The following is a 22,097-nucleotide window of genomic DNA, read 5'->3' as shown; positions in this document are numbered from 1 at the left end:
CGAAGGGGGCCGCGCGATGCGCGGCCCCCTTCGTCGTGCGACCGGGGACTAGTGCTTGGTGCCCTGCGCGGCCACCGCCGCCGCGCCCGCGGCCGCGGCCTCCGGGTCGAGGTACTCCCCCGGCTCGAGCGGCATGTTGTCGTCGCCGAGGCGGTAGAGCAGCGGGATGCCCGTGGGGATGTTGAGGCTCGCGATGTCGTCGTCGGAGATGCCGTCGAGGTGCTTCACGAGCGCGCGCAGCGAGTTGCCGTGCGCGGCGACGAGCACCGTGCGGCCCGCCTCGAGGTCCTTCGTGATCGTCGACTCCCAGTACGGCAGGAAGCGCTCGATGACGTCCTTGAGGCACTCCGTCTTCGGCAGCTCGCCGTCGATGCCCTCGTAGCGGGGGTCGCCGGCCTGCGAGTTGGGGTTGTCGTCGGCGATGGGCGGCGGGGGCGTGTCGAACGACCGGCGCCAGGTCATGAACTGCTCCTCGCCGTACTGCTCGAGCGTCGCGGCCTTGTCCTTGCCCTGCAGGTCGCCGTAGTGGCGCTCGTTGAGCCGCCACGAGCGGTGCACGGGGATCCAGTCGCGGTCGGCGGCCGCGAGGGCGATGTTCGCGGTGTGGATCGCGCGCTTCAGCAGCGACGTGTAGAGCACGTCGGGCAGCAGGTCGCGCTCGCGCAGCAGCTCGCCGCCGCGCTTCGCCTCCTGCTCGCCCTTGGGCGTGAGGGGCACGTCGACCCAACCGGTGAAGAGGTTCTCCTCGTTCCACGTGGACTGGCCGTGGCGGAGCAGGATGAGGGTGCGCTCGGTCATGCCGCCAGCCTAGTCGGCAGCCGGGCGCCCAGCGCCCGCGGTCGCGGCCGCGCTCCGCTGCTAGCGTGGCGCGAGCCCCGCCCGCCGACCCGGAGCCCACGATGCCCAGTCCCGTCCAGAACCGCATCGGCGCGGTGTTCGTGCCGGTCTCCGACCTTCCTCGCTCGGCCCGCTGGTACAGCGAGCTCCTCGACGTCCCGCTGCGCGAGGCGACCCACGAGGGGCGCATCTACGACGTGCCGATGGCCGGCGATGCCGCGCTCATCCTCGACGCGCACAAGCCCGTCGAGCGATCGTCGCAGCCGCTGTGCTTCTTCTGGACCGACGATCTGGCGCAGGCGCTCGAGCGGCTGCGCGAGCTCGATGCGCGCATCGTCACCGAGATCGAGGACATCGGGAGCGTCTCGACGCTGCAGTTCCTCGACCCCGACGGCAACCCGCTCATGGTGTGCCAACGCTCCTGAGCGCCGGCCGCCGCCGCGGCAGAATGGCTCGCATGGCGAAGCCGACGGGGCGCATCACGCGCGGCACGACCGGGGTGAACCGGCTGCGCCGCGTCGACCGCTGGATCGCCGCGCAGCCGGCTGCGCGGGTGCCGGGCGCCCTCGTCGTCGACCTCGGCTACGGGGCGAGCGCGACGACGAGCCTCGAGCTGCACGAGCGGCTCGCGCGCCGCAACCCGTCGGTCGAGGTGCTGGGGCTCGAGATCGATCCCGAGCGGGTGGCGATCGCGACGGCCGAGCTCGCCGCGGCCCGCGAGGCGGGGCCCTCGCGCTACGGGCGGGCCATCGCATCCGACGCGCGCGTCTCGTTCGCGCTCGGCGGGTTCGAGGTGCCTGCGCCGCGGCCGCCGCACGTCATCCGCGCGATGAACGTGCTGCGGCAGTACGACGAGCACGAGGTCGCCGGCCACTGGGCGACGATGCTCGCGCGGCTCGCGCCCGGCGGGCTGCTCGTCGAGGGCACGTCGAACGAGGTGGGGCGCGTGTGCGCGTGGGTCGCGCTCGACGTGGCCGGCCCCCGCTCGCTGACGATCGCGCTCAAGGTCGACGAGCTCGGCACCGACGCGATGGAGGCGCCCTCGGTCGTCGCCGAGCGGCTGCCGAAGGCGCTCATCCACCGGAACGTGCCCGGCGAGCGGGTGCACGCACTGCTGGCCGAACTCGATCGGGCGTGGGCGGTGGAGGCGCCGCTCGCCGACTTCGGCGCGACGCAGCGGTGGGTCGCGACGGTACGGCGGATGCGGTCGGCCGGCTGGCCGGTAGCGGACGGCCCCGCGCGGTGGCGGCTGGGCGAGCTGACGGTCGCGTGGTCGGCGGTCGCGCCGGGCGCGGCTCCGGTCCCGCGGCGCCCGGAAGATTCCCGCGGCTGAGCGCATCGGGCTGGACTATCCACGCATAGGCGCGCTGGGGCGTGAATCTTCCGGAGCGGCATCGGTCTCGTGACGGCTGCGCCCTGCGGGCGCGGCCTCCTCGACCTACGAAGCGACGGCTGCGCCCTCCGGGCGCGGCCTCCTCGACCTACGAAGCGACGGCAGCGCCCTCCGGGGGCCTCATCGACCGACGAGGGGACGCGCGGCGCGGGGACGCTAGGGCTGCGGGCGCGTCGGGCGCTGCACGGCGCCGAGGCGCGGCAGGCGGGGCGGCCGGTGCGCGTGGCCCGCGCTCGGCGGCACGAGCAGCTGCTGCCCCGCCGCGACGGCGACGCCGTCGCCGGTGCGCACCACGAGGTCCTGGTCGGCGGGCGCCGAGCGCTTCACGATTGCGAGCGCGATGGGCCCGAGCTCGTCGTGGATCGCCGCCGACGTGACGCGGCCGACCTCGGCCTCCCCCGCGAGCACGACGTCGCCGGGCGCGACGGGCGAGCTCTGGCTGCCGTCGAGGTGCAGCAGCACGACCCGGCGCGGCGGGGCGCCGAGGTTGTGCACCTTCGCGACGGTCTCCTGGCCGCGGTAGCAGCCCTTCGACAGGTGCACGGCGGTCGTGAGCCAGTCGAGCTCGTGCGGGATCGTGCGCTCGTCGACCTCGGCGAGCGCCGGGCGGCCCGCGGCGATCCGCAGCGCATCCGCCGCGAGCGAGCCGACGAACCGGTCGGGCTCGATCGCGGCGGCCGCAGCGGGCTCGAGGACGGACTCCGCCCAGCGCCACGGCTCCCCCGTCGGCTCGCCGTAGCGCACGCCGCCGGGCGACACCTCGGGCCAGCCGTCGACCCACGTCGGCGCGTCGTCGACCTCGGCGGGCGGCTCGCCCGCGGTGCCCACGACGACCGCCTCGGGCCGGGTGATCTCGACCTGCTTGAAGAAGCGCATCCGCGTCAGCCACGCCTCGAGCGCGTCGCCCGTGCCGGCGTCGACGAGCACCCAGAGCCGCTCGCCCGTCCATCGCAGCCGCATCGCGTGCTCGATGCGCCCCTCGGGCGAGAGCACGAGCGACTCGGTCGAGGCGCCCGCGGGCAGCTCGCCGATCGCCTGCGTCGTGATCGAGTCGAGCCACGGCAGCGTGTCGGGCCCCTCGAGCAGCAGCACGTCGCGCGGCAGCAGGACGAGCGCGCCCGCGCGCAGGCGGCGCTGCTCGGCGATCGGGTTGCCGACGTGGAGCGGCAGCCCGCTCGCCTCGTCGAGCACCGCATCCGGGATGCGGGCGGCGACGTCGCGCGCGCTCACGCCTCGTTCGCCTCGCTCGGCGTCACGCGGGCGAGCCGCCCCGAGGCGTGGCTCTCGAGCCCCTGCCCGAGCGCGGCGAGATCCCACGCCCACAGCAGGTGCTGCTCGACGAGCCCGTACATGCGGGTGGATGCGGTGTGCTCCTTCGCGCTCGCACCGCGCAGCACGGCGTCGGTCGCGAGGTCGATGCGCGGGCCGGCGATCGTGCCGAGGTAGAGCTCGGAGACGCCCGTCGGGTGCGCGATGAGCGCCTGGATGTCGAAGGCGCCGTCGGGCCGGCGCAGCCGCTCGACCGCTTCGGCGTCGGCGAAGGCGGGCTCGCCGTCGGCGGGCAGCATGCCGGGGCCCGCGTCGGACGCGTGCGAGTCGCGCGCAAGGCGCCAGAAGCCGTTCTCAGCGGCGAGCGGCGTCAGCTCGTCGTCGAGCAGCCACGCGTAGGACGCGTAGTCGAGGTAGGGGCTGCCGTGGTGGGCGAACGAGATGCGCTGCCCGAACTCGTGCTCGACGGTGCGGTCGCCGACCGGGAACGAGAGCACGCCGGTGCCCTCCCACGTGCCGATGAGCCACTGCAGCGGACCCAGCTCGGCCGGGAGCGTCGGGTCGAGCTCGAGCATCGCCTAGCGCTGGCCGCGGAAGAGGTTGCGGATGACGACGAACGAGACGCCGACGATCGCGAGCATCGCGAGGCCCAGCAGGCCGAGGAAGAAGATCTCGAGTGCGACGACGGGGATGGCATCCATGGCTCGATCCTATCGCCCCCGCACCGTGGAGCCTTGCGTCAGAGCAGGGTGAGCGGCACGAGGATCGCGCTCGCGACCGCGAGCACGACGATCGTGCCGAACACGGCGGCCGCGAGCCGCTCGACGAGCCCCGGCTCGGTCGGCCCGCCCAGCTGGATCGCGAACGCGACGAGCGTGCACACGCCCAGCACGATCGGCAGCCAGACGATGCCGTCGGTCGGCTGCAGCGCCCCGACGAGCACGGCGCCGAGGAGCGCGAGCAGCCACACGGGCCACACGCTCGCCCACTGCCAGGTCATCGCCGCGCGCATGCCGCCATCATGGCGCACTTCCGCCGCGGCCGCTGGGGACGACCTGGGCGCGAGCGGCGCCTGACGACGCTCTAGGATCGAGATCGGCAGGAGGCTGGATGGCGCACGTCGTGATCTTCACCCGCCGCGACCGAGGCGTGCTGCCCGCCCTCGAGCTCCTCGAGCACCGGGTGACCGCGCTGCCGGCGACGGCGGAGTCGGTCGCACGCGCACCCGGCGGCGACCTGCTCATCGTCGACGCGGTCGGCGAGCTCGCCGCGGCGAAGGCCATCTGCCGCCTGCTCGACGGCGACGCGGCGCCCGTGCTGCTCGTGCTCGGCGAGGGCGGCTTCGCGGCCGTCACCCCCGAGTGGGGTGTGACCGACATCGTGCTCGACGCGGCCGGTCCCGCCGAGGTCGAGGCGCGCATCCGGCTCGCACTCGCGGCCGCGCGCGCCGAGGCGCCGGCCGCGACGAGCGGGCTCACGATCGACGAGGCGAGCTACCAGGCCAAGGTCGACGGCCGGCCCGTCGACCTCACCTACAAGGAGTTCGAGCTGCTGCGCTTCCTCTTCGCGCACCCCGCGCGCGTGTTCACGCGCGAGCAGCTGCTGAGCGAGGTGTGGGGCTACGACTACTTCGGCGGCACGCGCACGGTCGACGTGCACGTGCGGCGCCTGCGGGCCAAGCTCGGCGACCTCGAGACGCTCATCGGCACGGTGCGCGGCGTCGGCTACCGGTTCGAGCTGCTGGACGAGTGAGGTGGGGCGGATGCGCGACGCGGGCGTGAGCGGACAAGTGCCGGCGGGTGGGGAGATCACTGACGGGGAGCCCGCGGGCGACCGAGAGGCGGCGCGCGCGATCGCGATCGCCGAGGCGCTCGGCGCCGCGTGCGCGGCCGCCGACGGCGCACCGCCCTTCAACGACCAGGCGCTCGTCGAGCTGCGGCGCGGTGAGCGGCGGGCGGTGGGCGACGACACCGCGCTCGCGGTCGTCGGCAAGGCCGACGGCCGCCCCGAGGTCGAGCTCGCCGTGCATCCCGAGCACCGCGGCCGCGGGCTCGGCGGCGCGCTCGCGGCGCGGCTCGCCGACGAGCTGGGCGGCCTCGACGCGTGGGCGCACGGCGACCACCCGGGCTCGCGCGCGATCGCCGCGCGACTCGGCATGGCGCGCGTGCGCACGCTCCTGCAGCTGCGGGCGCCGGTGCCCGCCGGCCTCGACCGCCTGCCCGACGGCGCGCGGGCCTTCGAGCCGGCCGACGCATCCGCCCTGCTCGAGCTGAACGCCGCCGCGTTCGCCGACCACCCCGAGCAGGGCCGCATGTCGGCCGACGACCTCGCGGCGCGGCGCGCCGAGCCGTGGCACGACGACGCCAACCTCGTCGTGCTGCCCGGCGAGGCGGGGCTCGACGGCTTCGCGTGGGTCAAGGCCGACGCCGCGCAGCCCGACGTCGCCGAGCTCTACGTGCTCGGCGTCTCGCCCGAGCGGCAGGGCGCAGGCATCGGGCGACGGATGCTCGAGGCCGCGTTCGCGCGCATGCGCGCGCTCGGCGCCACGACCGCGCACCTCTACGTCGAGGGCGACAACGAGCCGGCGCTCGCCCTCTACCGGCGCGCCGGCTTCGCGCAGTGGGCGATCGACGTGCGCTGGCGGCTGGGCGACTGAGGGATCGCCAGCGCGACCGGGCGCTCGGTACGCAACTCGCGCGCGCGCCGTTCACCGTCGCTTGGCACAATGACGCCATGAGCGACGCACGTGCGACCGACGTCCAGCCGGCTGAGGAGCCGCGCCTCGATCGCGCGCCGATGCGGCTCGAGGGGGAGCAGACCTTCCAGGACGCGAACGACGCCGACTTCGACCGTGACGACTTCGACGAGGAGGTCGGCTGGTCGGCCGAGATGCAGGGCGTCGAGACCGAGGACGGCCTGCCCGCCGACCGCTTCCTCGACCGCGAGCTCTCGTGGCTGCAGTTCAACCAGCGCGTGCTCGAGATGGCCGAGGATCCCCGCACGCCGCTGCTCGAGCGCGCGAACTTCCTCGCGATCTTCGCCTCCAACCTCGACGAGTTCTTCATGGTGCGCGTCGCCGGCCTCAAGCGGCGCATCACGACGGGGCTCGCGGTGCCCACCAACGTCGGCATCGCGCCGCAGCAGCTCTTCGACGAGATCGTCGAGCGCGCGCACGAGCTGCAGCTGCGGCACGCGCGGGCGGTGCAGGACTCGTTCGGGCCCGACCTCGAGGCCGCCGGCATCTCCATCGCCCGCTGGGACGAGCTGAGCGACGCCGAGCGCGACGCGCTCTCGGCCCGCTTCGACGCCGAGATCTTCCCCGTCCTCATGCCCCTCGCGGTCGACCCCGCGCATCCGTTCCCGTACATCTCCGGCCTCTCGCTCAACCTCGCGGTGCGCGTGCGCGTGCCCGGCGAGGCAGAGGAGCAGTTCGCGCGCCTCAAGGTGCCGGCCGTGCTGCCGCGCTTCGTCGAGCTCGAGCGGCTCGACGGGCAGCAGCGGTTCCTGCCGCTCGAGGCGCTCATCGCCAACAACCTCGACGAGGTCTTCCCCGGCATGGAGATCGTCGAGCACCACGTCTTCCGCGTGACCCGCAACGAGGACGTCACGATCGACGAGGACGACACCGAGAACCTCATCAAGGCGCTCGAGCACGAGCTCTCGCGGCGCAAGTTCGGCCCGCCGATCAGACTCGAGGTCTCGGAGGACATCGACGACGACACCCTCGAGCTGCTCGTCGACGAGCTCGGCATCACCGAGCACGAGGTCTACCGGCTGCCCGGCCTGCTCGACCACACGGGGCTCTTCCAGATCTCGGGGCTCGACCGGCCCGACCTGCGCTACACGAAGCGCGTGCCCGTCACCGCCGCGGCGTTCCTGCCGAACGACCAGGACGAGGTGACCGACCTCTTCAAGGCGATCACGCGCAAGGACGTGCTCGTGCACCACCCGTACGAGTCGTTCGCGACGAGCGTGCAGGCGCTGCTCGAGCAGGCGGCCGACGACCCCGACGTGCTCGCCATCAAGCAGACGCTCTACCGGACCTCCGGCGACTCCCCCGTCGTCGCCGCCCTCATCCGGGCCGCCGCGGCCGGCAAGCAGGTGCTCGCGCTCGTCGAGGTGAAGGCGCGCTTCGACGAGCAGGCCAACATCCGCTGGGCGAAGCAGCTCGAGCGCGCGGGCGTGCACGTGGTCTACGGCATCGTCGGTCTGAAGACGCACTGCAAGCTCATGCTCATCGTGCGCCGCGAGAACGGGCGGCTGCGCCACTACTGCCACATCGGCACGGGCAACTACAACCAGCGGACGAGCCGCATCTACGAGGACTTCGGCCTCTTCACCGACAACGACCAGGTGGGCCGCGACATCACGCGGCTGTTCAACGAGCTCTCGGGATACGCGCAGGAGAAGGAGTACCACCGGCTCCTCGTCGCCCCGCGGCACCTGCGGAAGGGGCTGCTGACGCGCATCGAGCGCGAGACCGCGGCCGCCCGCGCGGGCCGCGCCGCGCGCATCCGCCTCAAGGTCAACTCCATCGTCGACGAGCAGATCATCGATGCGCTCTACCGCGCGAGCCGCGCCGGCGTCGAGGTGCAGGTGTGGGTGCGCGGCATCTGCTCGATCAAGCCGGGCGTGCCGGGGCTGAGCGAGAACATCACCATCCGATCGATCGTCGGCCGCTACCTCGAGCACTCTCGCGTGTTCGCCTTCTGGAACGACGGCCACGAGGAGGTCTTCATCGGCTCGGCCGACATGATGCACCGCAACCTCGACCGCCGCGTCGAGACGCTCATCCAGCTCACCTCGACCGAGCACATGCGCGACATCCAGCAGCTGTTCGACAAGGCGATGTCGCCGCAGACGGCCTCGTGGTGGGGCGAGCCCGACGGCACGTGGACGCGCCGCTTCGAGGGCCCGGACGGCACGCCGCTCGACGACCTGCACCGCGACCGCATGATCCAGATCCAGCGCCGGAAGCGGGCCCGGTGAGCGCCGCGTCGCCCGTGCTCGCCGCGGGAGTGCTCGCGTGGCGCGTCGTCGACGACCAGGTGCTCGTGCTGCTCGTCGAGCGCACGCAGCACCGCGACCACTCGCTGCCGAAGGGCAAGCTCGACCCGGGCGAGACGCTGCCGGAGTGCGCGGCGCGCGAGCTCGACGAGGAGACCGGGCTCGCGATCGCGCTCGGCGCGCCGCTCGGGCAGAGCGAGTACCGGCTGCCCGACGGCCGCGACAAGGTCGTCTACTACTGGCAGGCGCGCGTCTCGGAGGAGGCGTTCCGAGCGGCGCGCCCGTTCGAGCCCGACGACGAGATCCTCGCGCTCGCTTGGCTGCCGCTGCGCGAGGCGAAGCGGCGCTGCACGTACGAGCACGACGTCGCGATCATCGAGCGCTTCGAGGAGCGCCTCGCCGCCGGCCACGCCGAGACCTTCCCGATCATCGCGCTGCGGCACGCGAAGGCCGCGAACGCCTTCGACTGGGAGGGCCCGGATGCGTCGCGGCCGCTGACGCCGCGGGGGCTGCGGCAGGCGGCGCTCGTCGCCCCGGGCATCGGCGCCTTCGCGCCCGAGCGCATCGTCACGTCGGATGCCGCGCGGTGCGTCGCGACGGTCGAGCCGCTGCGGCGCCTGCTCGGGGTCGAGCCGAAGGCGTCGGCCGAGATCAGCCAGGACGCGCACGAGGCCCCCGAGCGCGACCCGCGGGCCGAGATCGAGCGCCGCATCGCGAAGGCGGTGCGCAAGCGCCGCGGCACCGTGCTGTGCTCGCACGCGCCGGTCATCCCCGAGATCGTCACAGCGGTCGTGCACGCGGCGGATGCGGCCGAGACCGAGCGCACCCACCGGGCGTCGATGCTCCACACGGCCGAGTTCACCGTGCTGCACGTCGCGGCGGGCGACGAGCCGGCGCTCGTGGCGCTCGAGACGCACGGGCCGCGGGAGGCGTAGGGCCCCCGGCGGTCGTCGAGTAGCCCCGCAGGGGCGTATCGAGACGACGACGCCCGGTCTCGATACGGCCGGCTGCGCCGGCCTACTCGACCAGCGAGGGACAAGGCTCGCGAGACGGCGTGCTCGCCGCGGGCGACAGCGAGGTCTCGCGACGCGTGCGGCCGAGGGCCGCGCGCTCCTCGACCTTGAGCGCGACGGAGGCAACGCGGCGAAGCCGCATTGCCTCGTCTGCGCTCAACCGAAGCGGCCGGAGACGTAGTCCTCGGTCGCCTGCACCGACGGGTTGGAGAAGATCTTCGTCGTCTCGTCGAACTCGATGAGCTTGCCCGGCTTGCCGGTGCCCGCGATGTTGAAGAACGCGGTCTTGTCGCTCACGCGCGACGCCTGCTGCATGTTGTGCGTGACGATCACGATCGTGTACTCGGTCTTGAGCTCCTCGATGAGGTCCTCGATCGCGAGCGTCGAGATCGGGTCGAGGGCCGAGCAGGGCTCGTCCATCAGCAGCACGTCGGGGCTCACCGCGATCGCGCGCGCGATGCAGAGGCGCTGCTGCTGGCCGCCCGAGAGGCCCGAGCCGGGCACGCCGAGTCGGTCCTTGACCTCGTTCCAGAGGTTGGCGCCGCGCAGCGAGCGCTCGACGAGGTCGTCCTGATCGCTCTTCGACATCCGGCGGTTGTTGAGCAGCACGCCGGCGAGCACGTTCTCGCGGATCGTCATCGTCGGGAACGGGTTCGGGCGCTGGAAGACCATGCCGATCTGGCGGCGCACGTTCACCGGGTCGACGCCGGGGCCGTAGAGGTTGGCGCCGTCGAGCAGCACCTCGCCGTCGACCCAGGCGCCCTGGATGACCTCGTGCATGCGGTTGAGCGAGCGGAGCACCGTCGACTTGCCGCACCCGGACGGCCCGATGAAGGCCGTGACGGCGCGCGGCTCGATGTCGACGGAGACGCCCTCGACCGCCTTGAAGTCGCCGTAGTAGATGTCGAGGTCGTTGATCTCGATGCGCTTGGACATGCTGCGTTACCTTCCGGCCTTCGGCGCGAAGAAGTGCGCCACGAGGCGCGCGCCGATGTTGAGGATCATGACGATGAGGATGAGGACGAGCGCCGCCGACCACGCGCGGTCGAAGTAGGCCTGCTCCTGCACCCCGGGCGAGATGTACTGGTTGTAGGCGAACACCGGGAGCGTCATCATGCGGCCGTCGAACACGTTGTAGTTCATGTTCGTCGTGAAGCCGGCGATGATGAGCAGCGGCGCGGTCTCGCCGATCACGCGCGCGACGGCGAGCGTGACGCCGGTGACGATGCCGGCGAGCGCGGTGGGCAGCACGACCTTCCAGATCGTCAGCCACTTCGGCACGCCGAGCGCGAGCGAGGCCTCGCGCAGGTCGTTCGGCACGAGCTTGAGCATCTCCTCCGTCGAGCGGACGACGGTGGGGATCATGAGCAGGCTCAGCGCCACGGCGCCGCCGAGGCCGCTGCGCACGCCCTCGCCGGCGAACAGCGCGAAGAGGGCATAGGCGAACAGGCCCGCGACGATCGAGGGGATGCCCGTCATGACGTCGACGAAGAAGGTGATGGCCTTCGCGAGCGCGCCGCGGCCGTACTCGACGAGGTAGATGGCGGTGAAGATGCCCACCGGCACCGAGATGATCGCCGCCCAGAGAGTGACGAGCACGGTGCCGACGATCGCGTGCAGGACGCCGCCGCCCTCGCCGACGACGCTGCGCATCGAGTAGGTGAAGAACTCGACGTCGAAGCGCGCGAGGCCGTTGACGACGACCGTGAGGACGAGCGAGATGAGCGGCACGAGCGCGAGCACGAACGCGCCGACGACGAGTCCGGTGACGAGCCGGTCCGCGGCCTTGCGGCCACCCTCGATCAGCTGGCTCACGACCGTGATCGCCACGAGGTACAGCACGTAGCCGATGATGCCGACGAGCACGAGGCTGAAGTCGGAGTCGGACGCGCCCGCGATGAGGCCCGCGACGGCGGCGCCGACGGCGACGCAGATGCCCAGGAGCGCCCAGGGGCTCCAGCTCGGCAGCTGGCCCGCGGTGAGCGGATTCTGCGTCTGGCGACTGGGAGCGATGGTGGCGGTCATGGTCTACCTCCCTCCGTTCACGGTCGTGCGGGCGATGATCCAGCGCGAGATCGCGTTCACGAGCAGCGTGATGGCGAAGAGCACGAGCCCCGAGCCGATGAGCATGTTGACGGTGATGCCGTGCGCCTCCGGGAAGCGCAGCGCGATGTTGGCGGCGATCGTCGAGGGGTTCTGCGAGCCGATGAGCACGAAGCTCACCACGCCCGAGGAGGCGAGGACCATGGCGACGGCCATCGTCTCGCCGAGCGCGCGGCCGAGGCCGAGGATCGACGACGCGATGATGCCGGAGCGGCCGTGCGGCAGCACGGCCATCTTGATCATCTCCCACCGCGTGGCGCCGAGCGCGAGCGCGGCCTCCTCGTTGAGGCGCGGCGTCTGCAGGAAGATCTCGCGGCACAGCGCCGTGATGATCGGCAGCACCATCACCGCGAGCACGATGGATGCGGTGAGGATCGTACGGCCGGTGCCCGACGCGGGCGGGGTGAAGAGCGGGATCCAGCCGAGGTTCTCGCCGAGCCAGCGGAACCCCGGCTGGAAGAACGGCGCGAGCACGGCGATGCCCCAGAGCCCGTAGATGACCGAGGGGATCGCGGCGAGGAGATCGATGACGTAGCCGAGCAGCTGCGCGAGCCGGCGCGGCGCGTAGTGCGTGATGAAGAGCGCGATCGAGACCGCGAGCGGCACCGCCATGACCATCGCCAGGAACGCCGACCACAGCGTGCCGAAGGTGAGCGGCCATACCCATGCCCAGAAGTTCGCGCCCTCGCTCTCGGGGATCGGCCCGATGATCGCGGGCACGGCCTGCGCGACGAGGAAGATCGCGACCCCGCCGAGCGCCAGCAGGATCAGCACACCGGCCGTGGTCGAGATCGCCTTGAAGACGACGTCGGCCGGCCGGTTCTTGACAGCGGCGCGCGGTGCGGCCGGTGCAGCGGTTGTCATGGGGCTCCCTGCGGAGTCTGGAGTGCCGATCGAACAGATCCGGCCGGGGCGATGGAGCGCCCCGGCCGGACGGTGCAGCCCTACGGGCGTGCGGTGTGCGGTTCCAGTATTACTGGATCGAGTCGACGACGGCGAGGATGTCCTCGCGCAGGTCGTCCGAGATGGGGGCGTTGCCCGCGTTCGCGGCGCCCGCCTCCTGGCCCTCGGCCGAGGCGATGTAGCCCAGGTAGCCCTTGACGAGCTCGGCGGTCGCGTCGTCGGTGTAGTCCGAGCAGGCGATCGCGTACGAGACGAGCACGAGCGGGTAGACGCCGGCCTCGGTCGTCGTGCGGTCGAGGTCGACGGCGAGGCTGCCCTCGCCACGGCCCTCGACGAGCGGCGACGCGTCGACGGCGGCGGCAGCCGCCTCGGCGGTGAAGGGCACGTACTCGTCGCCCACCTGCAGCGCGACCGTGCCGAGGTCGCCGGCGCGCGAGGCGTCGGCGTAGCCGATCGTGTTGGTGCCGTTGGTGACGGCGTCGACGACGCCCGAGGTGCCCTGCGCGCCCTCGCCGCCGTAGGCGGCCGGCCACGTCTCGAACACGCCCTCGCTCCAGTCGGACTCAGCGGTCGCGGCGAGGTACTCGGTGAAGTTCTCGGTCGTGCCCGAGTCGTCCGAGCGGTGCACCGCCGTGATCGTGGCGTCGGGCAGCTCGACGTCGGGGTTCTGGCTCGCGATCGCCTCGTCGTTCCAGTTCGTGATCTGGCCCGAGAAGATCTTCGCGATCGTCGCGGCGTCCATGTTGAGCGACTCGACGCCCTCGACGTTGAAGATGACCGCGATGGGCGAGATGTAGATCGGCAGCTCGACCGGCACCGTGTCGGCGACGCACGCGCCGAAGGTGCCCTCGAGCTCCTCGTCCTTCAGGTAGGCGTCCGAGCCCGCGAAGGCGACGCCGCCGGCGATGAACTGCTCGCGGCCCGCGCCCGAGCCTGCGGGGTCGTAGGTGACGTTGACGTCGGGGTTCGCGGTCTGGAAGCCGGCGATCCACGCCTCCTGCGCGGCACCCATCGACGAGGCGCCGGCACCCGCGAGGTCGCCCGACAGCGAGGCGGCCGAGGGCGCGGTCGACGCGTCGGCCTCGCCGGCGGGGGCCTCGTTGGCGGCGCAGGAGCTGAGCAGGACAGCGCCTGCTGCGGCGACGACCGCAGCGCGGCCGAGCTTCGTGAACTTCACGGTGTTCCCTTCGGAATGGATCGGTGCAGGGGCTGGAGCTCCCTGGAGTGCGGCGCGACCGAGCGCGCCATCGACCACGGTAGGCAGAACGGGTGGCGCGCAGGCCCCACGGACGTGAACGGCAGGTGAACACGGACGCCCGACCCAGTCGCCGACCATCCGTCGGAGACGAGAGTGCCGGGCCGCGAACGCCTCTCGGCGGAAGGCCGCTCGCAGCGGCGAATATTGGAGCCCGGGGTTACGCGGCCCGGCCGAACCAGGGTAACGAGGCTCGCGCCGACACGCGGGTGGATGCGCTGAGCGCGAACGGTGGGCATCGGGCCCCTCGGTCAGTCCAGGTCGTCGGCGCGCCAGAGCCGGGCGCAGACCCGCAGGTCGTCGGCGATGTCGGTCAGGCGGGCGGCGAGCCTCGTGCGCTCGGAGGCGCGCTCCGGGTGGAGCGGCTCATCGGCGTGCGCCGCCTCGACGGCACCCGCAGCGGTGACGACGGCGAACGCGGCGGCTCGCTCGAGCGCCATCGCGAAGTCGCCGGCGAACACGCCCCGCAGGATCGTCTCGCTCAGCGCCCGCATCTCGTCAGGGCTCGCCGGGGACGGCACGCCCGCGACGACGGGCGCGGCCGTCGGCAGCGCATCCGCCCCCCGCTGGTAGAGATGCGCGACGTCGGCGGCGCGCTGCGTCACGAGCGCGTGCAGCAGGTGCACGCGCCAGAGGGTGCCCGGCAGCGAGTGCGGGCGCGCCTGCGACCAGAGCTCGGCGACGGTATCGATGCCGTGCTCGCGCGCGACGTGCAGGATGCGCTCGACGACCTCGGGGTCGGCGCCCGACCGCACGCGCGAGAGCAGCGCGTGCGCCGTGCTGCTCGCCAGCTGCAGGCGCACGACGGGATCGACGTCGCCCTCGACGCGCTCGAACCAGTCGTTCGAGAAGCGGGTGGGGCGGTGGAAGTCTTCGGCCATGCGCGTCGATCCTCCCACGCCCGACGGCCGCGCGCACCCGACTACCCTGGACGCTGCGGGCCTGTAGCTCAGTCGGTAGAGCATCGGACTTTTAATCCGCTGGTCGTGGGTTCGAGCCCCACCGGGCCCACCAGCGCTCGCGGTGCGACGCACGAGCGGCTGCGCCGCGGCGTCGTCCCTTGTCGCCCCTGACCCCGCCCTGTAGCCTCGGGGCACACGGGTTTCGACTTACCTCCGCAGCGACAGCCCTTCCCGCGCACTCTCGCTGCAGGCCGCGACTCATCGCAGCGGAGACTGAACGAAGACCCCATGCACGCGCATCCTCGCGACGTGGAGTCCACGGTCGCGATCGGCGGCCGGTGCTCCACCGTCCACGCCCCGCTCGCGGCACGACCCGCCGCCCGACCGCACGCACGCTCATGACCATCCTGTGGGAGTGGGACGTGCTGCTCGCCGTCATCCTCACGGTCGCGTTCATCGCCGCCGTGGTGGCCGGCGTCGCGGTGCTGCGCATGATCGTCGTGCGCCTCGACCCCGAGCTGGGATCCGCCGAGCCCGTCGAGCGGGAGACGCGGCGGATGCGTCGCGCAGCGCGCAGAGCCGCGCGGCGCGCTGCCCTGCCGCCGGACGGGCCCGCACCGATCGACGCCTGACGGGCAGCGCTCGCGCGCGTCGCCCCACGCTGACGGCCGAGGTCCGCTCTCCCCGGACGCCGCCGGCGGGGTCAGGGGTCGGTGCGGAGGATCGCGCCGTCGGCCACGGAGACGAAGACCTCGAGCTCGTCATCGAACGAGACCTCCCACGCGGGTCCGCTGTCGTCGTCCTCGAGCGTCGCGTCGTCGAGGGGTGCGCCCTGCGCCTCGGCCGCGGCCGCCTCGATGGCGTCGGCGAGCGTGATGCCCGCGGCGTCGAGCGCCGCGCGATCCTCGTCGTCGACGTCGTCGTCCTCGCGCTCGGTCTCGAGCACCGACGCGCCGTCGCCGGTCACGCGCACGGTCACCTGCGCCGCGCCGTCGGCGAGCTCGATCTCCCACGACCCGTCGTCGTCCTGGTCGTCGATCTCGTACGCCGTCGCGCCGGTCTCGGACTCGGCGAGGCCGATGGCGGCGATCGCGCCCGCGACGTCGCCGCCGGCGGCGGCGGACGGGGTCGCATCGGCGCTCGCGGACGGCGTGGTGCTCGAGGACGGCACGGTCGCCGGCGATGCCGAGCTCTCCGCGGGCGCGCTGTCGCTCGGCGCCTGCGGTGCGGTCGACGCGCAGGAGGCGAGCACGACGGTGGCGGCCGCGGCGAGCGCGGCGCGGGCGGTGATGCGGAGCTTCGTGTCGGTGGCCATGCCGGCCATGCTCGCGGGCGCGCGTGAGAGCCCGGTGAGAGGCGCCTGAGAGGTCAGAAGCCGACCGGGTCGATGCCCCAGTGGCCGCGCCACGTCTCGCCCGGCTCGAGCCACACGAGCCCGATGCCGCTGTTGAGGGCGTTCGCGGGTGCGCTCATCGGCTCGACCGCGGCGGCGTGCTTCGGCCCGCTCGAGGCGGGGAAGTCGCGGGGCGTGAAGACGACGGCGTAGGGGTACGCCGCGTCCTGCCAGAGCGCCGCCCCGCGCCCGGTGTCGTCGAGCAGCGTCGAGGTCGCCACGCCGCCCACGTGCTCGAGGCCCGCGTAGTTGTGGTCGATGTCGAGGTCGGCGAGGCGCCGGCCGCCGCGCAGGTCGGGCGCCGACGCATCCATCGCATCCACGAGGGTCTCCTGCGTCGGGATGTGGCGCTCGGCGTTGAAGACGCGCTCAGCGGGCACCGTGAGCGTCAGGCGGTCGGCAGGGGTGTCGCCGACGGCGAGGTACGGATGCGCGCCGCACGCCCACGGAGCGGGCTCGGCACCGATGTTCGTCGCCTCGTGCGCGACGCGCAGGCCGTCGTCGGTGAGCTCGTAGGTGACCGTCGTGTCGATCAGGAAGGGCCAGCCGGGCTGCGGGTGGATCGTCGCCTGCAGCACGACCGCCGACTCGGTGTGGTCGAGCACGCGGTAGGGCGAGAAGCGCAGCAGTCCGTGGCTCGCGTTGCCCTTGTCGCGCTCGGTGATGGCGAGCCGCTGCACCTCGCCGTGGTGCATCCAGTCGCCGCCCGCGACGCGGCCGCCCCACGGCGCGAGCACGATGCCCTGCGCCTTCGCGGGGCGCGCCGCCTCGTCGAAGGGCTCGACGAGGTCGACGCCGTCGTAGACGAGCTCGCGCAGCGTCGCTGCGACCTCGGTGATCGTGGCGTGCAGGGGACGGCCGTCGACCGTGCCGGCGAGGGCGAGCTGCTGACCAGTGGGCGGACGCATGCGGCGAGCCTAGCGAGCCGCTGAGGCGAGGCGCAGGGTTGGCTGAAGCCGCCGGGCGCTCCCGCGCCGCGACTCCCGGATCCCGTACCGTCGATGGGTTCGCCGCCCTCGGCGAACATCCGGCCGCTCCGAGGAGACTGACTGCATGACCGACGCACCGCCCCTTGCGATCACCGGCGCCACCGGCGCGATCGGCCGGCTCACGGCCGAGGAGCTCGCTCGCGGCGGCGCCGCCCTCCGACTGCTCGCGCGGACGCCGTCGCGAGCGCCGCACCTCCCCAGCGCCGTGGTGGTCGAGGCCTCGTACGGCGACCGGCAGCAGGCGCGTCGCGCGCTCGACGGCGTCACGACGCTGCTGATGATCTCGGGCGGCGAGGAGGAGGGCTGGCTCGAGGGGCAGCTCGACTTCGTGGCGGCGGCTGCGGATGCGGGCGTGCGCCACATCGTCTACACGTCGAGCCAGGGCGCCGCGGCCGACGCGGAGTTCACCTACGCCCGCATCCACTTCGCGACCGAGGAGGCGATCCGGGCGAGCGGCATGGCGTGGACGATCCTGCGCGACAGCCTCTACCTCGACTTCCTCGCGCTCCTCCCCCGCGCCGACGGCGCGATCCTCGGCCCCGGCGGCGACGGCCGCATCGCGGGGGTCGCGAAGGTCGACGTCGCGCGCTCGCTCGCGGCCGTGCTGCGCGACCCCGCCGCCCACGCGGGCCGCGTCTACGAGCTCACCGGGCCGGAGGCGCTCAGCCTCGACGAGGTCGCCGCGACCCTGTCGGCGGCGACCGGCCGCGACATCCGCTACGTCGACGAGACGCTCGAGGAGGCGCGCGCCTCGCGAGAGCCCTACGGGGTGCCCGAGTGGCGCATGCAGGGGTGGATCACGACCTACACCGCCATCGCGCGCGGCGACTTCGCGCGGGTGACCGGCGACGTCGAGCTGCTGACCGGCCGCGCGCCGATCGGGCTCGCGGAGCTCACGGGCCAGCCGACGTCGCGCGGCTGAGCGGCGCGGCACGCGTGCCCCCACTGGGATTCGAACCCAGACTCGGCGGAGTTTAAGTCCGCTGCCTCTGCCAGTTGGGCTATGGGGGCGGGCGGGCGCCCGCCCCTACGCTACGCGGACTCCCGGGCGAGCACGGCGATGAAGCGCTCGGGCAGCAGCACGTTGGCCGGGGCGCCGCGCAGCATCGGCGCGACCTGCTCCGGGGCGTGGCCGGCGATGCCGCAGCCGAGCTCGGTGACGAGGAACTCGAGCCGCGGATGCTCGGCCGCGAACGCGAGGAACGCGTGCGCCTCGCTCTCGAGGGTCGCGAGCCCGCTCATGGTGTCGATGCCGTAGGACTGCCCCTGCAGGCCGCTCGACTGCCCCCAGACGGCGCCGAAGCGCTCGTGGGCGAGCCGCGCCGCGCCACCCGCATGCGCGCCCTCGGCGTTGGAGCCGAACACGAAGACCTGGTGCGGCTCGAGCGACTCGATGCGGGCGGGCGATGTGGCGGTCATGGCGCGAGGGTACGCGCTTGCTGGGAAGAGGTCTAGGAATGGGGTACACGAGTGCAGTACGGTCCGGTTCGAGGGCCGCTCGCGTCCGCGGGCCGCCAGGTGTCGAAGGGGACGGGCCATGCGCACGAGTGCGAGCAGGACCGGCAGCGGGCCGGGCAGGATGGGACGGATCGGGAGCGGGGCCGCCGCGGCGGTCGCGATGACGCTGCTGCTGACGGCATGCGGCGGCGGCGCAGGCGGCGAGGACGCCGCGGCCGACGTCGACTTCGCGGCAGAGCCGACGGGCGAGCTCCGCGGATGGGGCTTCGAGAACACCGACGACGTGGGCCAGGCGCGCCTCGACCACGCGGCAGGCGAGCTGGGCGACGTGACGATCGAGCTCGACCAGACCGCGTTCGACGCGCAGAAGTTCACGACCCTCGCCGTCTCCGGCGACATGCCCGACGTCGTGCAGATCGACCGGCAGTTCGTGCCCACCTACGCCGCGCAGGGGCTCCTCATGCCGCTCGACGCGTGCTTCACCGCGCACGAGGTCGATGCCGCCGAGCGCTGGTACCCGCACGTGCTCGCCGACGTCACCTGGGAGGACCAGGTCTGGGCGGTGCCGCAGTTCTACCAGCCGCCCGTGATCCTCACCAACGCGCGCGTGATGGAGGAAGCGGGCGTCGACGCCGGCGCGCTCGACCTGAGCGATCCGGATGCGTTCATCGCCGCCGCCGAGGCGATGACCGTCATGGACGGCTCGAGCGTCTCCCGCGTGGGCTTCGACCCGCAGGGCGTCTCGAAGGCGGCGCAGTGGATGCTCGCCTTCGGCGGCGGCGTCGTCGACGAGTCCGGCGCGCCCACCCTCGACCGGCCGGAGAACCTCGAGGCGGTCGAGTTCCTGCAGCAGCTCTACGAGGCGCAGGGCGGCTTCTCTGAGGTGAGCGGCGTGATCGACTCGATCGACATCTTCGGCGACGGCAACGGCTACGCCAACGACCTCGTCGGCGCCGCGGTGTTCGACCAGTGGTACCTCAACGTGCTCACCCCGTACGCCGACGACGTCGAGATCGGCGCCGTGCCGATGACCACGACCGACGGCAGCCCCTTCACCGCGACCGGCGGCTCGGCGTTCGTCATCCCTGCGGGCGCGCAGAACCCCTCCGCCGCGTGCGCGTGGGCGCTCGACCTGACGAGCGGCGACGCCTGGATCGCCGCGGCCGACGCGCGCGCCGCGACGACCGAGGAGGAGGAGGACCGCAACGGCATCAACACGGGCCTGTTCACGGGCTCGCCCGAGAGCGACCAGGAGATCCGCGCCGAGTACGCCTCGGCCGAGGGCTACCCCGGGTTCGAGGAGGCGATCGGCGTCTACTACGACGTCGCGGCGGAGGGCGCCTCGCTCGGCGCCTCGCCCGCGGGCCAGCAGATCCGCGGCGAGCTCGAGAACGCGATGACCTCGGCGCTCGTGGGCGAGCGCTCGCCCGAGGAGGCGCTCGCGCAGGCCCAGCAGGCCGCGATGAGCGCGTACGACCAGGTCAGCGAGCAGTAGCGGCACAAGACGGGGGCGGGGCGGCCGAGCCGCTCCGCCCCCGTCGTGCGTGCGGATGCGTCAGCCCGTGCGACCGGACGTCGCGATGCCGCGGATGAAGGAGCGCTGACCGAAGGCGAACATGATGAGCATCGGCAGCGTCACGATGAGCGCCGCGACCATCACGTACTGGTAGTCGCCGTGGCCGCCCGACTCGGGGCTGTACTTCGTCATCGCGCTCGCGATGCCGAGCGGCACCGTGTAGTCGGTCGCCTGCCCCGTGTTGAGGTAGATGAGCGCGCCCTGCAGGTTGTTCCAGCTCGCCTGGAACTCGAACAGGAACACGATCACGAACGACGGCAGCGACAGCGGCAGCGCGATGCGCCAGAACTGCCCCCACGCGCTCAGCCCGTCGATGCGCGCCGCCTCGAACAGCTCCTGCGGCAGCCCCAGGAAGAACTGCCGCAGCAGGAAGATGTAGAACGCCGAGCCGAAGAGGTTCGCGCCCCACAGCGGCACGTTCGTGCCGACGAAGCCGAGCTGGTTCCAGATGAGGAACTGCGGCACCAGGGTCACGGCTCCCGGCAGCATCATCGTCGCGAGCAGCACGCCGAAGAGCACCGACCGCCCCGGGAAGCGGAAGCGCGCGAAGCCGAAGGCCACGAGCGCGCTCGAGATCGTCACGAACCCCGCGGCGAGCACGGCGATGAGCACGCTGTTGCCGAGCCACGACAGCAGCGGCAGCTCGGAGAAGACCTCCACGTAGTTCTCCGGCTGCCACGTCTGCGGGATCAGCCGGTTGTCGAAGACCTCGCCGCGCGGCTTGAGGCTCGCCGCGAGCAGCCACAGCAGCGGGTAGAGGAACAGGGCGCTGCAGCCCAGCAGCAGCACCCACCGCACCACCTGCCCGATCCAGCCCCACACCGAGAGCCGCTCGCCGCGCGCCTTCACCGGGCGGGTGGCGGCGGTCGCGAGCTCCTCGGAGCCCATCCGCTCTCCCGTCTCGGTCGCGCTCATCGGTCGCCTCCCTCGTAGTAGACGAATCGGTTGCCGACCCGCATCTGGATGATCGAGATGACGAGGATGATGACGAACAGCAGCCATGCCATCGCCGCCGCGAAGCCGAAGTTGAACTGCCGGAACGCCTGCTCGAAGAGGTAGATCGCGTAGAAGAGCGACGCGTCCGACGAGCCGGTGCCGGTCGTGCGGTGGAACAGCAGGAACGCCTGGTCGAAGATCTGGAACGCGGCGATCGTGAGCACGAGCACGTTGAACAGCACCGCCGGCGAGATGAGCGGCAGCGTCACGTGCCAGAAGCGCCGCCACGCGCCGGCCCCGTCGATCGACGCCGCCTCGTGGAGCTCCTTCGGCACGTTCTGCAGCGCCGCGAGGAAGATGACCATCGTGCCCGCGACGCCCCACACGGTCATGAGCACGATCGAGGGCTTGACCCACGCGGGGTCGAGCAGCCAGTCGGGCCCGTCGATGCCGATCGCGGCGAGCCCGCGGTTGATGGCACCGGTCGAGCCGTTGAGCAGCAGGAGGAAGACGGATGCGGTCGCGACCGTCGGGGTCATCTTCGGCAGGTAGAAGACGGTGCGGAAGAAGCCCGCGCCTCGCCGCACGCTGTTGAGCAGCAGCGCGAGGCCGAGCGCGAGGGCGATCTCGAGCGGCACCGCGAGCACCGCGTAGTAGAGCGTGTTGCCGAGCGCGATCGCGATCTTCGGATCGGTGATGAGCGCCTCGTAGTTCGCGAGCCCCGCGGGCCGCGCGGTGTCGGTCGCGAGCTGGTAGCGGCTGAACGAGATGACGAGGCTGTAGACCATGGCGCCGAGCGTGAAGACGAGGAACCCGAGGATCCACGGCGACACGAACAGCAGGCCCGTGATCGCCTCGCGCCGGCGCATCGACCCCTTGCGTTGCCGCCGGCGGCCCGCGGAGGGAGGCTCGGGCGGGGTCGCCGCGCGCGCGGCCGGTGGCGGCGGTGGTGCTGCGGTCGAGGTCGTCACGGTCGTCTCCTCCCGCGCGGCGGTCGACCGCCGCGCCGCTTCTCGTTGTACCCCACTTCTCCGAGAAGCGCACCCAGCGGCTCTCCGGCGTA

General features: G+C 72.7%; 24 protein-coding genes and 2 tRNA genes. 10 read left to right on the top strand and 16 right to left on the bottom strand.

What is annotated here, in order from left to right:
- Nucleotides 1-48 precede the first annotated feature (48 nt).
- A complete protein-coding gene (locus BLT67_RS10120; RefSeq protein ID WP_092666900.1) occupies nt 49-798 on the bottom strand; it encodes a phosphoglyceromutase in 750 nt (249 codons plus the stop codon).
- A gap of 101 nt (nt 799-899) precedes the next feature.
- Here BLT67_RS10120 and BLT67_RS10115 point away from each other — a divergent pair, with 101 nt between their 5' ends.
- Nucleotides 900-1,262, top strand: a complete 363-nt coding sequence (locus tag BLT67_RS10115; RefSeq protein WP_092666899.1) for a VOC family protein — start codon at nt 900-902, stop codon at nt 1,260-1,262.
- A gap of 23 nt (nt 1,263-1,285) precedes the next feature.
- A complete protein-coding gene (locus BLT67_RS10110) occupies nt 1,286-2,170 on the top strand; it encodes a class I SAM-dependent methyltransferase (protein WP_092666898.1) in 885 nt (294 codons plus the stop codon).
- Nucleotides 2,171-2,386: 216 nt separating this feature from the next.
- Here BLT67_RS10110 and ygfZ read toward each other — a convergent pair whose 3' ends face one another.
- Genes ygfZ through BLT67_RS10095 form a run of 4 tightly spaced genes read right to left on the bottom strand, consistent with a single transcriptional unit; the run spans nt 2,387 to nt 4,511 of the window.
- Nucleotides 2,387-3,460 (bottom strand): CAF17-like 4Fe-4S cluster assembly/insertion protein YgfZ, encoded by a 1,074-nt coding sequence (gene ygfZ / locus BLT67_RS10105; RefSeq protein ID WP_092666897.1) that lies wholly within the window; start codon nt 3,458-3,460, stop codon nt 2,387-2,389.
- Entirely contained in the window at nt 3,457-4,074 is a 618-nt protein-coding gene (locus BLT67_RS10100) for an FABP family protein (RefSeq protein WP_092666896.1), read from the bottom strand. The genes ygfZ and BLT67_RS10100 overlap by 4 nt, the downstream gene beginning before the upstream one ends.
- Nucleotides 4,075-4,077: 3 nt before the next feature.
- The gene (locus BLT67_RS13810; protein WP_269456963.1) at nt 4,078-4,200 is read right to left on the bottom strand and encodes a hypothetical protein; all 123 of its coding nucleotides are present in this window, start codon (nt 4,198-4,200) and stop codon (nt 4,078-4,080) included.
- A 38-nt stretch (nt 4,201-4,238) separates the two neighbouring features.
- A complete protein-coding gene (locus BLT67_RS10095) occupies nt 4,239-4,511 on the bottom strand; it encodes a hypothetical protein (RefSeq protein WP_092666895.1) in 273 nt (90 codons plus the stop codon).
- Between the two features lie 98 nt (nt 4,512-4,609).
- On the opposite strand from BLT67_RS10095, the gene BLT67_RS10090 reads away from it, so the two are divergent.
- From BLT67_RS10090 to BLT67_RS10075, 4 genes are all read left to right on the top strand, one after another.
- A complete protein-coding gene (locus BLT67_RS10090) occupies nt 4,610-5,251 on the top strand; it encodes a winged helix-turn-helix domain-containing protein (protein ID WP_092666894.1) in 642 nt (213 codons plus the stop codon).
- A 10-nt stretch (nt 5,252-5,261) separates the two neighbouring features.
- The gene (mshD, locus tag BLT67_RS10085; protein ID WP_157674318.1) at nt 5,262-6,155 is read left to right on the top strand and encodes a mycothiol synthase; all 894 of its coding nucleotides are present in this window, start codon (nt 5,262-5,264) and stop codon (nt 6,153-6,155) included.
- Nucleotides 6,156-6,295: 140 nt separating this feature from the next.
- Entirely contained in the window at nt 6,296-8,488 is a 2,193-nt protein-coding gene (locus BLT67_RS10080) for an RNA degradosome polyphosphate kinase (protein WP_092667623.1), read from the top strand.
- Nucleotides 8,485-9,441, top strand: coding sequence for an NUDIX hydrolase (locus tag BLT67_RS10075; protein ID WP_092666892.1), 957 nt, complete (start codon nt 8,485-8,487; stop codon nt 9,439-9,441). Before BLT67_RS10080 ends, BLT67_RS10075 begins: the two co-directional genes overlap by 4 nt.
- A gap of 234 nt (nt 9,442-9,675) precedes the next feature.
- Here the strand turns inward: BLT67_RS10075 and pstB are convergent, their stop codons facing one another.
- The 5 genes from pstB to BLT67_RS10050 form a co-directional block, all read right to left on the bottom strand.
- Nucleotides 9,676-10,455, bottom strand: a complete 780-nt coding sequence (gene pstB, locus BLT67_RS10070; protein WP_092666891.1) for a phosphate ABC transporter ATP-binding protein PstB — start codon at nt 10,453-10,455, stop codon at nt 9,676-9,678.
- 6 nt (nt 10,456-10,461) lie between these two features.
- A complete protein-coding gene (gene pstA / locus BLT67_RS10065) occupies nt 10,462-11,544 on the bottom strand; it encodes a phosphate ABC transporter permease PstA (protein WP_092666890.1) in 1,083 nt (360 codons plus the stop codon).
- A gap of 3 nt (nt 11,545-11,547) precedes the next feature.
- Entirely contained in the window at nt 11,548-12,486 is a 939-nt protein-coding gene (pstC, locus tag BLT67_RS10060; protein ID WP_092666889.1) for a phosphate ABC transporter permease subunit PstC, read from the bottom strand.
- A gap of 109 nt (nt 12,487-12,595) precedes the next feature.
- Nucleotides 12,596-13,702: a phosphate ABC transporter substrate-binding protein PstS gene (locus BLT67_RS10055; protein ID WP_092666888.1), complete on the bottom strand. Its 1,107-nt coding sequence runs from the start codon at nt 13,700-13,702 to the stop codon at nt 12,596-12,598.
- A gap of 329 nt (nt 13,703-14,031) precedes the next feature.
- Nucleotides 14,032-14,661, bottom strand: a complete 630-nt coding sequence (locus BLT67_RS10050) for a hypothetical protein (protein ID WP_092666887.1) — start codon at nt 14,659-14,661, stop codon at nt 14,032-14,034.
- A gap of 57 nt (nt 14,662-14,718) precedes the next feature.
- On the opposite strand from BLT67_RS10050, the gene BLT67_RS10045 reads away from it, so the two are divergent.
- Nucleotides 14,719-14,794: transfer RNA gene (locus tag BLT67_RS10045), tRNA-Lys, on the top strand.
- Between the two features lie 286 nt (nt 14,795-15,080).
- Entirely contained in the window at nt 15,081-15,314 is a 234-nt protein-coding gene (locus BLT67_RS10040; RefSeq protein WP_092666886.1) for a hypothetical protein, read from the top strand.
- 71 nt (nt 15,315-15,385) lie between these two features.
- On the opposite strand, the gene BLT67_RS10035 is transcribed toward BLT67_RS10040, so the two are convergent.
- Nucleotides 15,386-15,997: a PepSY domain-containing protein gene (locus BLT67_RS10035; RefSeq protein ID WP_092666885.1), complete on the bottom strand. Its 612-nt coding sequence runs from the start codon at nt 15,995-15,997 to the stop codon at nt 15,386-15,388.
- 53 nt (nt 15,998-16,050) lie between these two features.
- Nucleotides 16,051-16,983, bottom strand: coding sequence for an aldose 1-epimerase family protein (locus BLT67_RS10030; RefSeq protein ID WP_092666884.1), 933 nt, complete (start codon nt 16,981-16,983; stop codon nt 16,051-16,053).
- Nucleotides 16,984-17,128: 145 nt separating this feature from the next.
- On the opposite strand from BLT67_RS10030, the gene BLT67_RS10025 reads away from it, so the two are divergent.
- A complete protein-coding gene (locus BLT67_RS10025; protein ID WP_092666883.1) occupies nt 17,129-17,986 on the top strand; it encodes an SDR family oxidoreductase in 858 nt (285 codons plus the stop codon).
- A gap of 15 nt (nt 17,987-18,001) precedes the next feature.
- On the opposite strand, the gene BLT67_RS10020 is transcribed toward BLT67_RS10025, so the two are convergent.
- Both BLT67_RS10020 and BLT67_RS10015 read right to left on the bottom strand, forming a co-directional pair.
- Nucleotides 18,002-18,075: transfer RNA gene (locus BLT67_RS10020), tRNA-Leu, on the bottom strand.
- Between the two features lie 21 nt (nt 18,076-18,096).
- Complete coding sequence (locus BLT67_RS10015; protein WP_092666882.1) at nt 18,097-18,483, bottom strand: A1S_2505 family phage non-structural protein; 387 nt, start codon at nt 18,481-18,483, stop codon at nt 18,097-18,099.
- Nucleotides 18,484-18,682: 199 nt separating this feature from the next.
- Here BLT67_RS10015 and BLT67_RS10010 point away from each other — a divergent pair, with 199 nt between their 5' ends.
- Nucleotides 18,683-20,017 (top strand): ABC transporter substrate-binding protein, encoded by a 1,335-nt coding sequence (locus BLT67_RS10010; RefSeq protein WP_231945466.1) that lies wholly within the window; start codon nt 18,683-18,685, stop codon nt 20,015-20,017.
- 60 nt (nt 20,018-20,077) lie between these two features.
- On the opposite strand, the gene BLT67_RS10005 is transcribed toward BLT67_RS10010, so the two are convergent.
- On the bottom strand, nt 20,078-21,013 hold the full coding sequence (locus BLT67_RS10005; RefSeq protein WP_092666880.1) for a carbohydrate ABC transporter permease: 936 nt from the start codon (nt 21,011-21,013) through the stop codon (nt 20,078-20,080).
- Complete coding sequence (locus tag BLT67_RS10000; RefSeq protein WP_092666879.1) at nt 21,010-21,903, bottom strand: carbohydrate ABC transporter permease; 894 nt, start codon at nt 21,901-21,903, stop codon at nt 21,010-21,012. The genes BLT67_RS10005 and BLT67_RS10000 overlap by 4 nt, the downstream gene beginning before the upstream one ends.
- Nucleotides 21,904-22,097 lie beyond the last annotated feature (194 nt).

This window comes from Agrococcus carbonis, assembly GCF_900104705.1.
GTDB lineage: Bacteria > Actinomycetota > Actinomycetes > Actinomycetales > Microbacteriaceae > Agrococcus > Agrococcus carbonis.
Note: the sequence above shows the minus strand (reverse complement) of the source record. Positions and strands in the feature narration are given on the sequence as shown.

Bases quoted from the DNA above. Each gene is read 5' to 3' on its own strand.
- pstB (WP_092666891.1), bottom strand. From the start codon at position 10,455: ATGTCCAAGCGCATCGAGATCAACGACCTCGACATCTACTACGGCGAC.
- pstA (WP_092666890.1), bottom strand. From the start codon at position 11,544: ATGACCGCCACCATCGCTCCCAGTCGCCAGACGCAGAATCCGCTCACC.
- BLT67_RS10050 (WP_092666887.1), bottom strand. From the start codon at position 14,661: ATGGCCGAAGACTTCCACCGCCCCACCCGCTTCTCGAACGACTGGTTC.
- BLT67_RS10095 (WP_092666895.1), bottom strand. From the start codon at position 4,511: ATGCGCGCGGCGATGACCTGGCAGTGGGCGAGCGTGTGGCCCGTGTGG.
- BLT67_RS10015 (WP_092666882.1), bottom strand. From the start codon at position 18,483: ATGACCGCCACATCGCCCGCCCGCATCGAGTCGCTCGAGCCGCACCAG.
- BLT67_RS10035 (WP_092666885.1), bottom strand. From the start codon at position 15,997: ATGGCCACCGACACGAAGCTCCGCATCACCGCCCGCGCCGCGCTCGCC.
- BLT67_RS10030 (WP_092666884.1), bottom strand. From the start codon at position 16,983: ATGCGTCCGCCCACTGGTCAGCAGCTCGCCCTCGCCGGCACGGTCGAC.
- BLT67_RS10040 (WP_092666886.1), top strand. From the start codon at position 15,081: ATGACCATCCTGTGGGAGTGGGACGTGCTGCTCGCCGTCATCCTCACG.
- BLT67_RS10025 (WP_092666883.1), top strand. From the start codon at position 17,129: ATGACCGACGCACCGCCCCTTGCGATCACCGGCGCCACCGGCGCGATC.
- BLT67_RS10000 (WP_092666879.1), bottom strand. From the start codon at position 21,903: ATGCGCCGGCGCGAGGCGATCACGGGCCTGCTGTTCGTGTCGCCGTGG.
- mshD (WP_157674318.1), top strand. From the start codon at position 5,262: ATGCGCGACGCGGGCGTGAGCGGACAAGTGCCGGCGGGTGGGGAGATC.
- BLT67_RS10010 (WP_231945466.1), top strand. From the start codon at position 18,683: ATGACGCTGCTGCTGACGGCATGCGGCGGCGGCGCAGGCGGCGAGGAC.
- BLT67_RS10100 (WP_092666896.1), bottom strand. From the start codon at position 4,074: ATGCTCGAGCTCGACCCGACGCTCCCGGCCGAGCTGGGTCCGCTGCAG.
- BLT67_RS10120 (WP_092666900.1), bottom strand. From the start codon at position 798: ATGACCGAGCGCACCCTCATCCTGCTCCGCCACGGCCAGTCCACGTGG.
- BLT67_RS10005 (WP_092666880.1), bottom strand. From the start codon at position 21,013: ATGAGCGCGACCGAGACGGGAGAGCGGATGGGCTCCGAGGAGCTCGCG.
- BLT67_RS10115 (WP_092666899.1), top strand. From the start codon at position 900: ATGCCCAGTCCCGTCCAGAACCGCATCGGCGCGGTGTTCGTGCCGGTC.
- BLT67_RS13810 (WP_269456963.1), bottom strand. From the start codon at position 4,200: ATGGATGCCATCCCCGTCGTCGCACTCGAGATCTTCTTCCTCGGCCTG.
- BLT67_RS10110 (WP_092666898.1), top strand. From the start codon at position 1,286: ATGGCTCGCATGGCGAAGCCGACGGGGCGCATCACGCGCGGCACGACC.
- pstC (WP_092666889.1), bottom strand. From the start codon at position 12,486: ATGACAACCGCTGCACCGGCCGCACCGCGCGCCGCTGTCAAGAACCGG.
- BLT67_RS10090 (WP_092666894.1), top strand. From the start codon at position 4,610: ATGGCGCACGTCGTGATCTTCACCCGCCGCGACCGAGGCGTGCTGCCC.
- BLT67_RS10080 (WP_092667623.1), top strand. From the start codon at position 6,296: ATGCGGCTCGAGGGGGAGCAGACCTTCCAGGACGCGAACGACGCCGAC.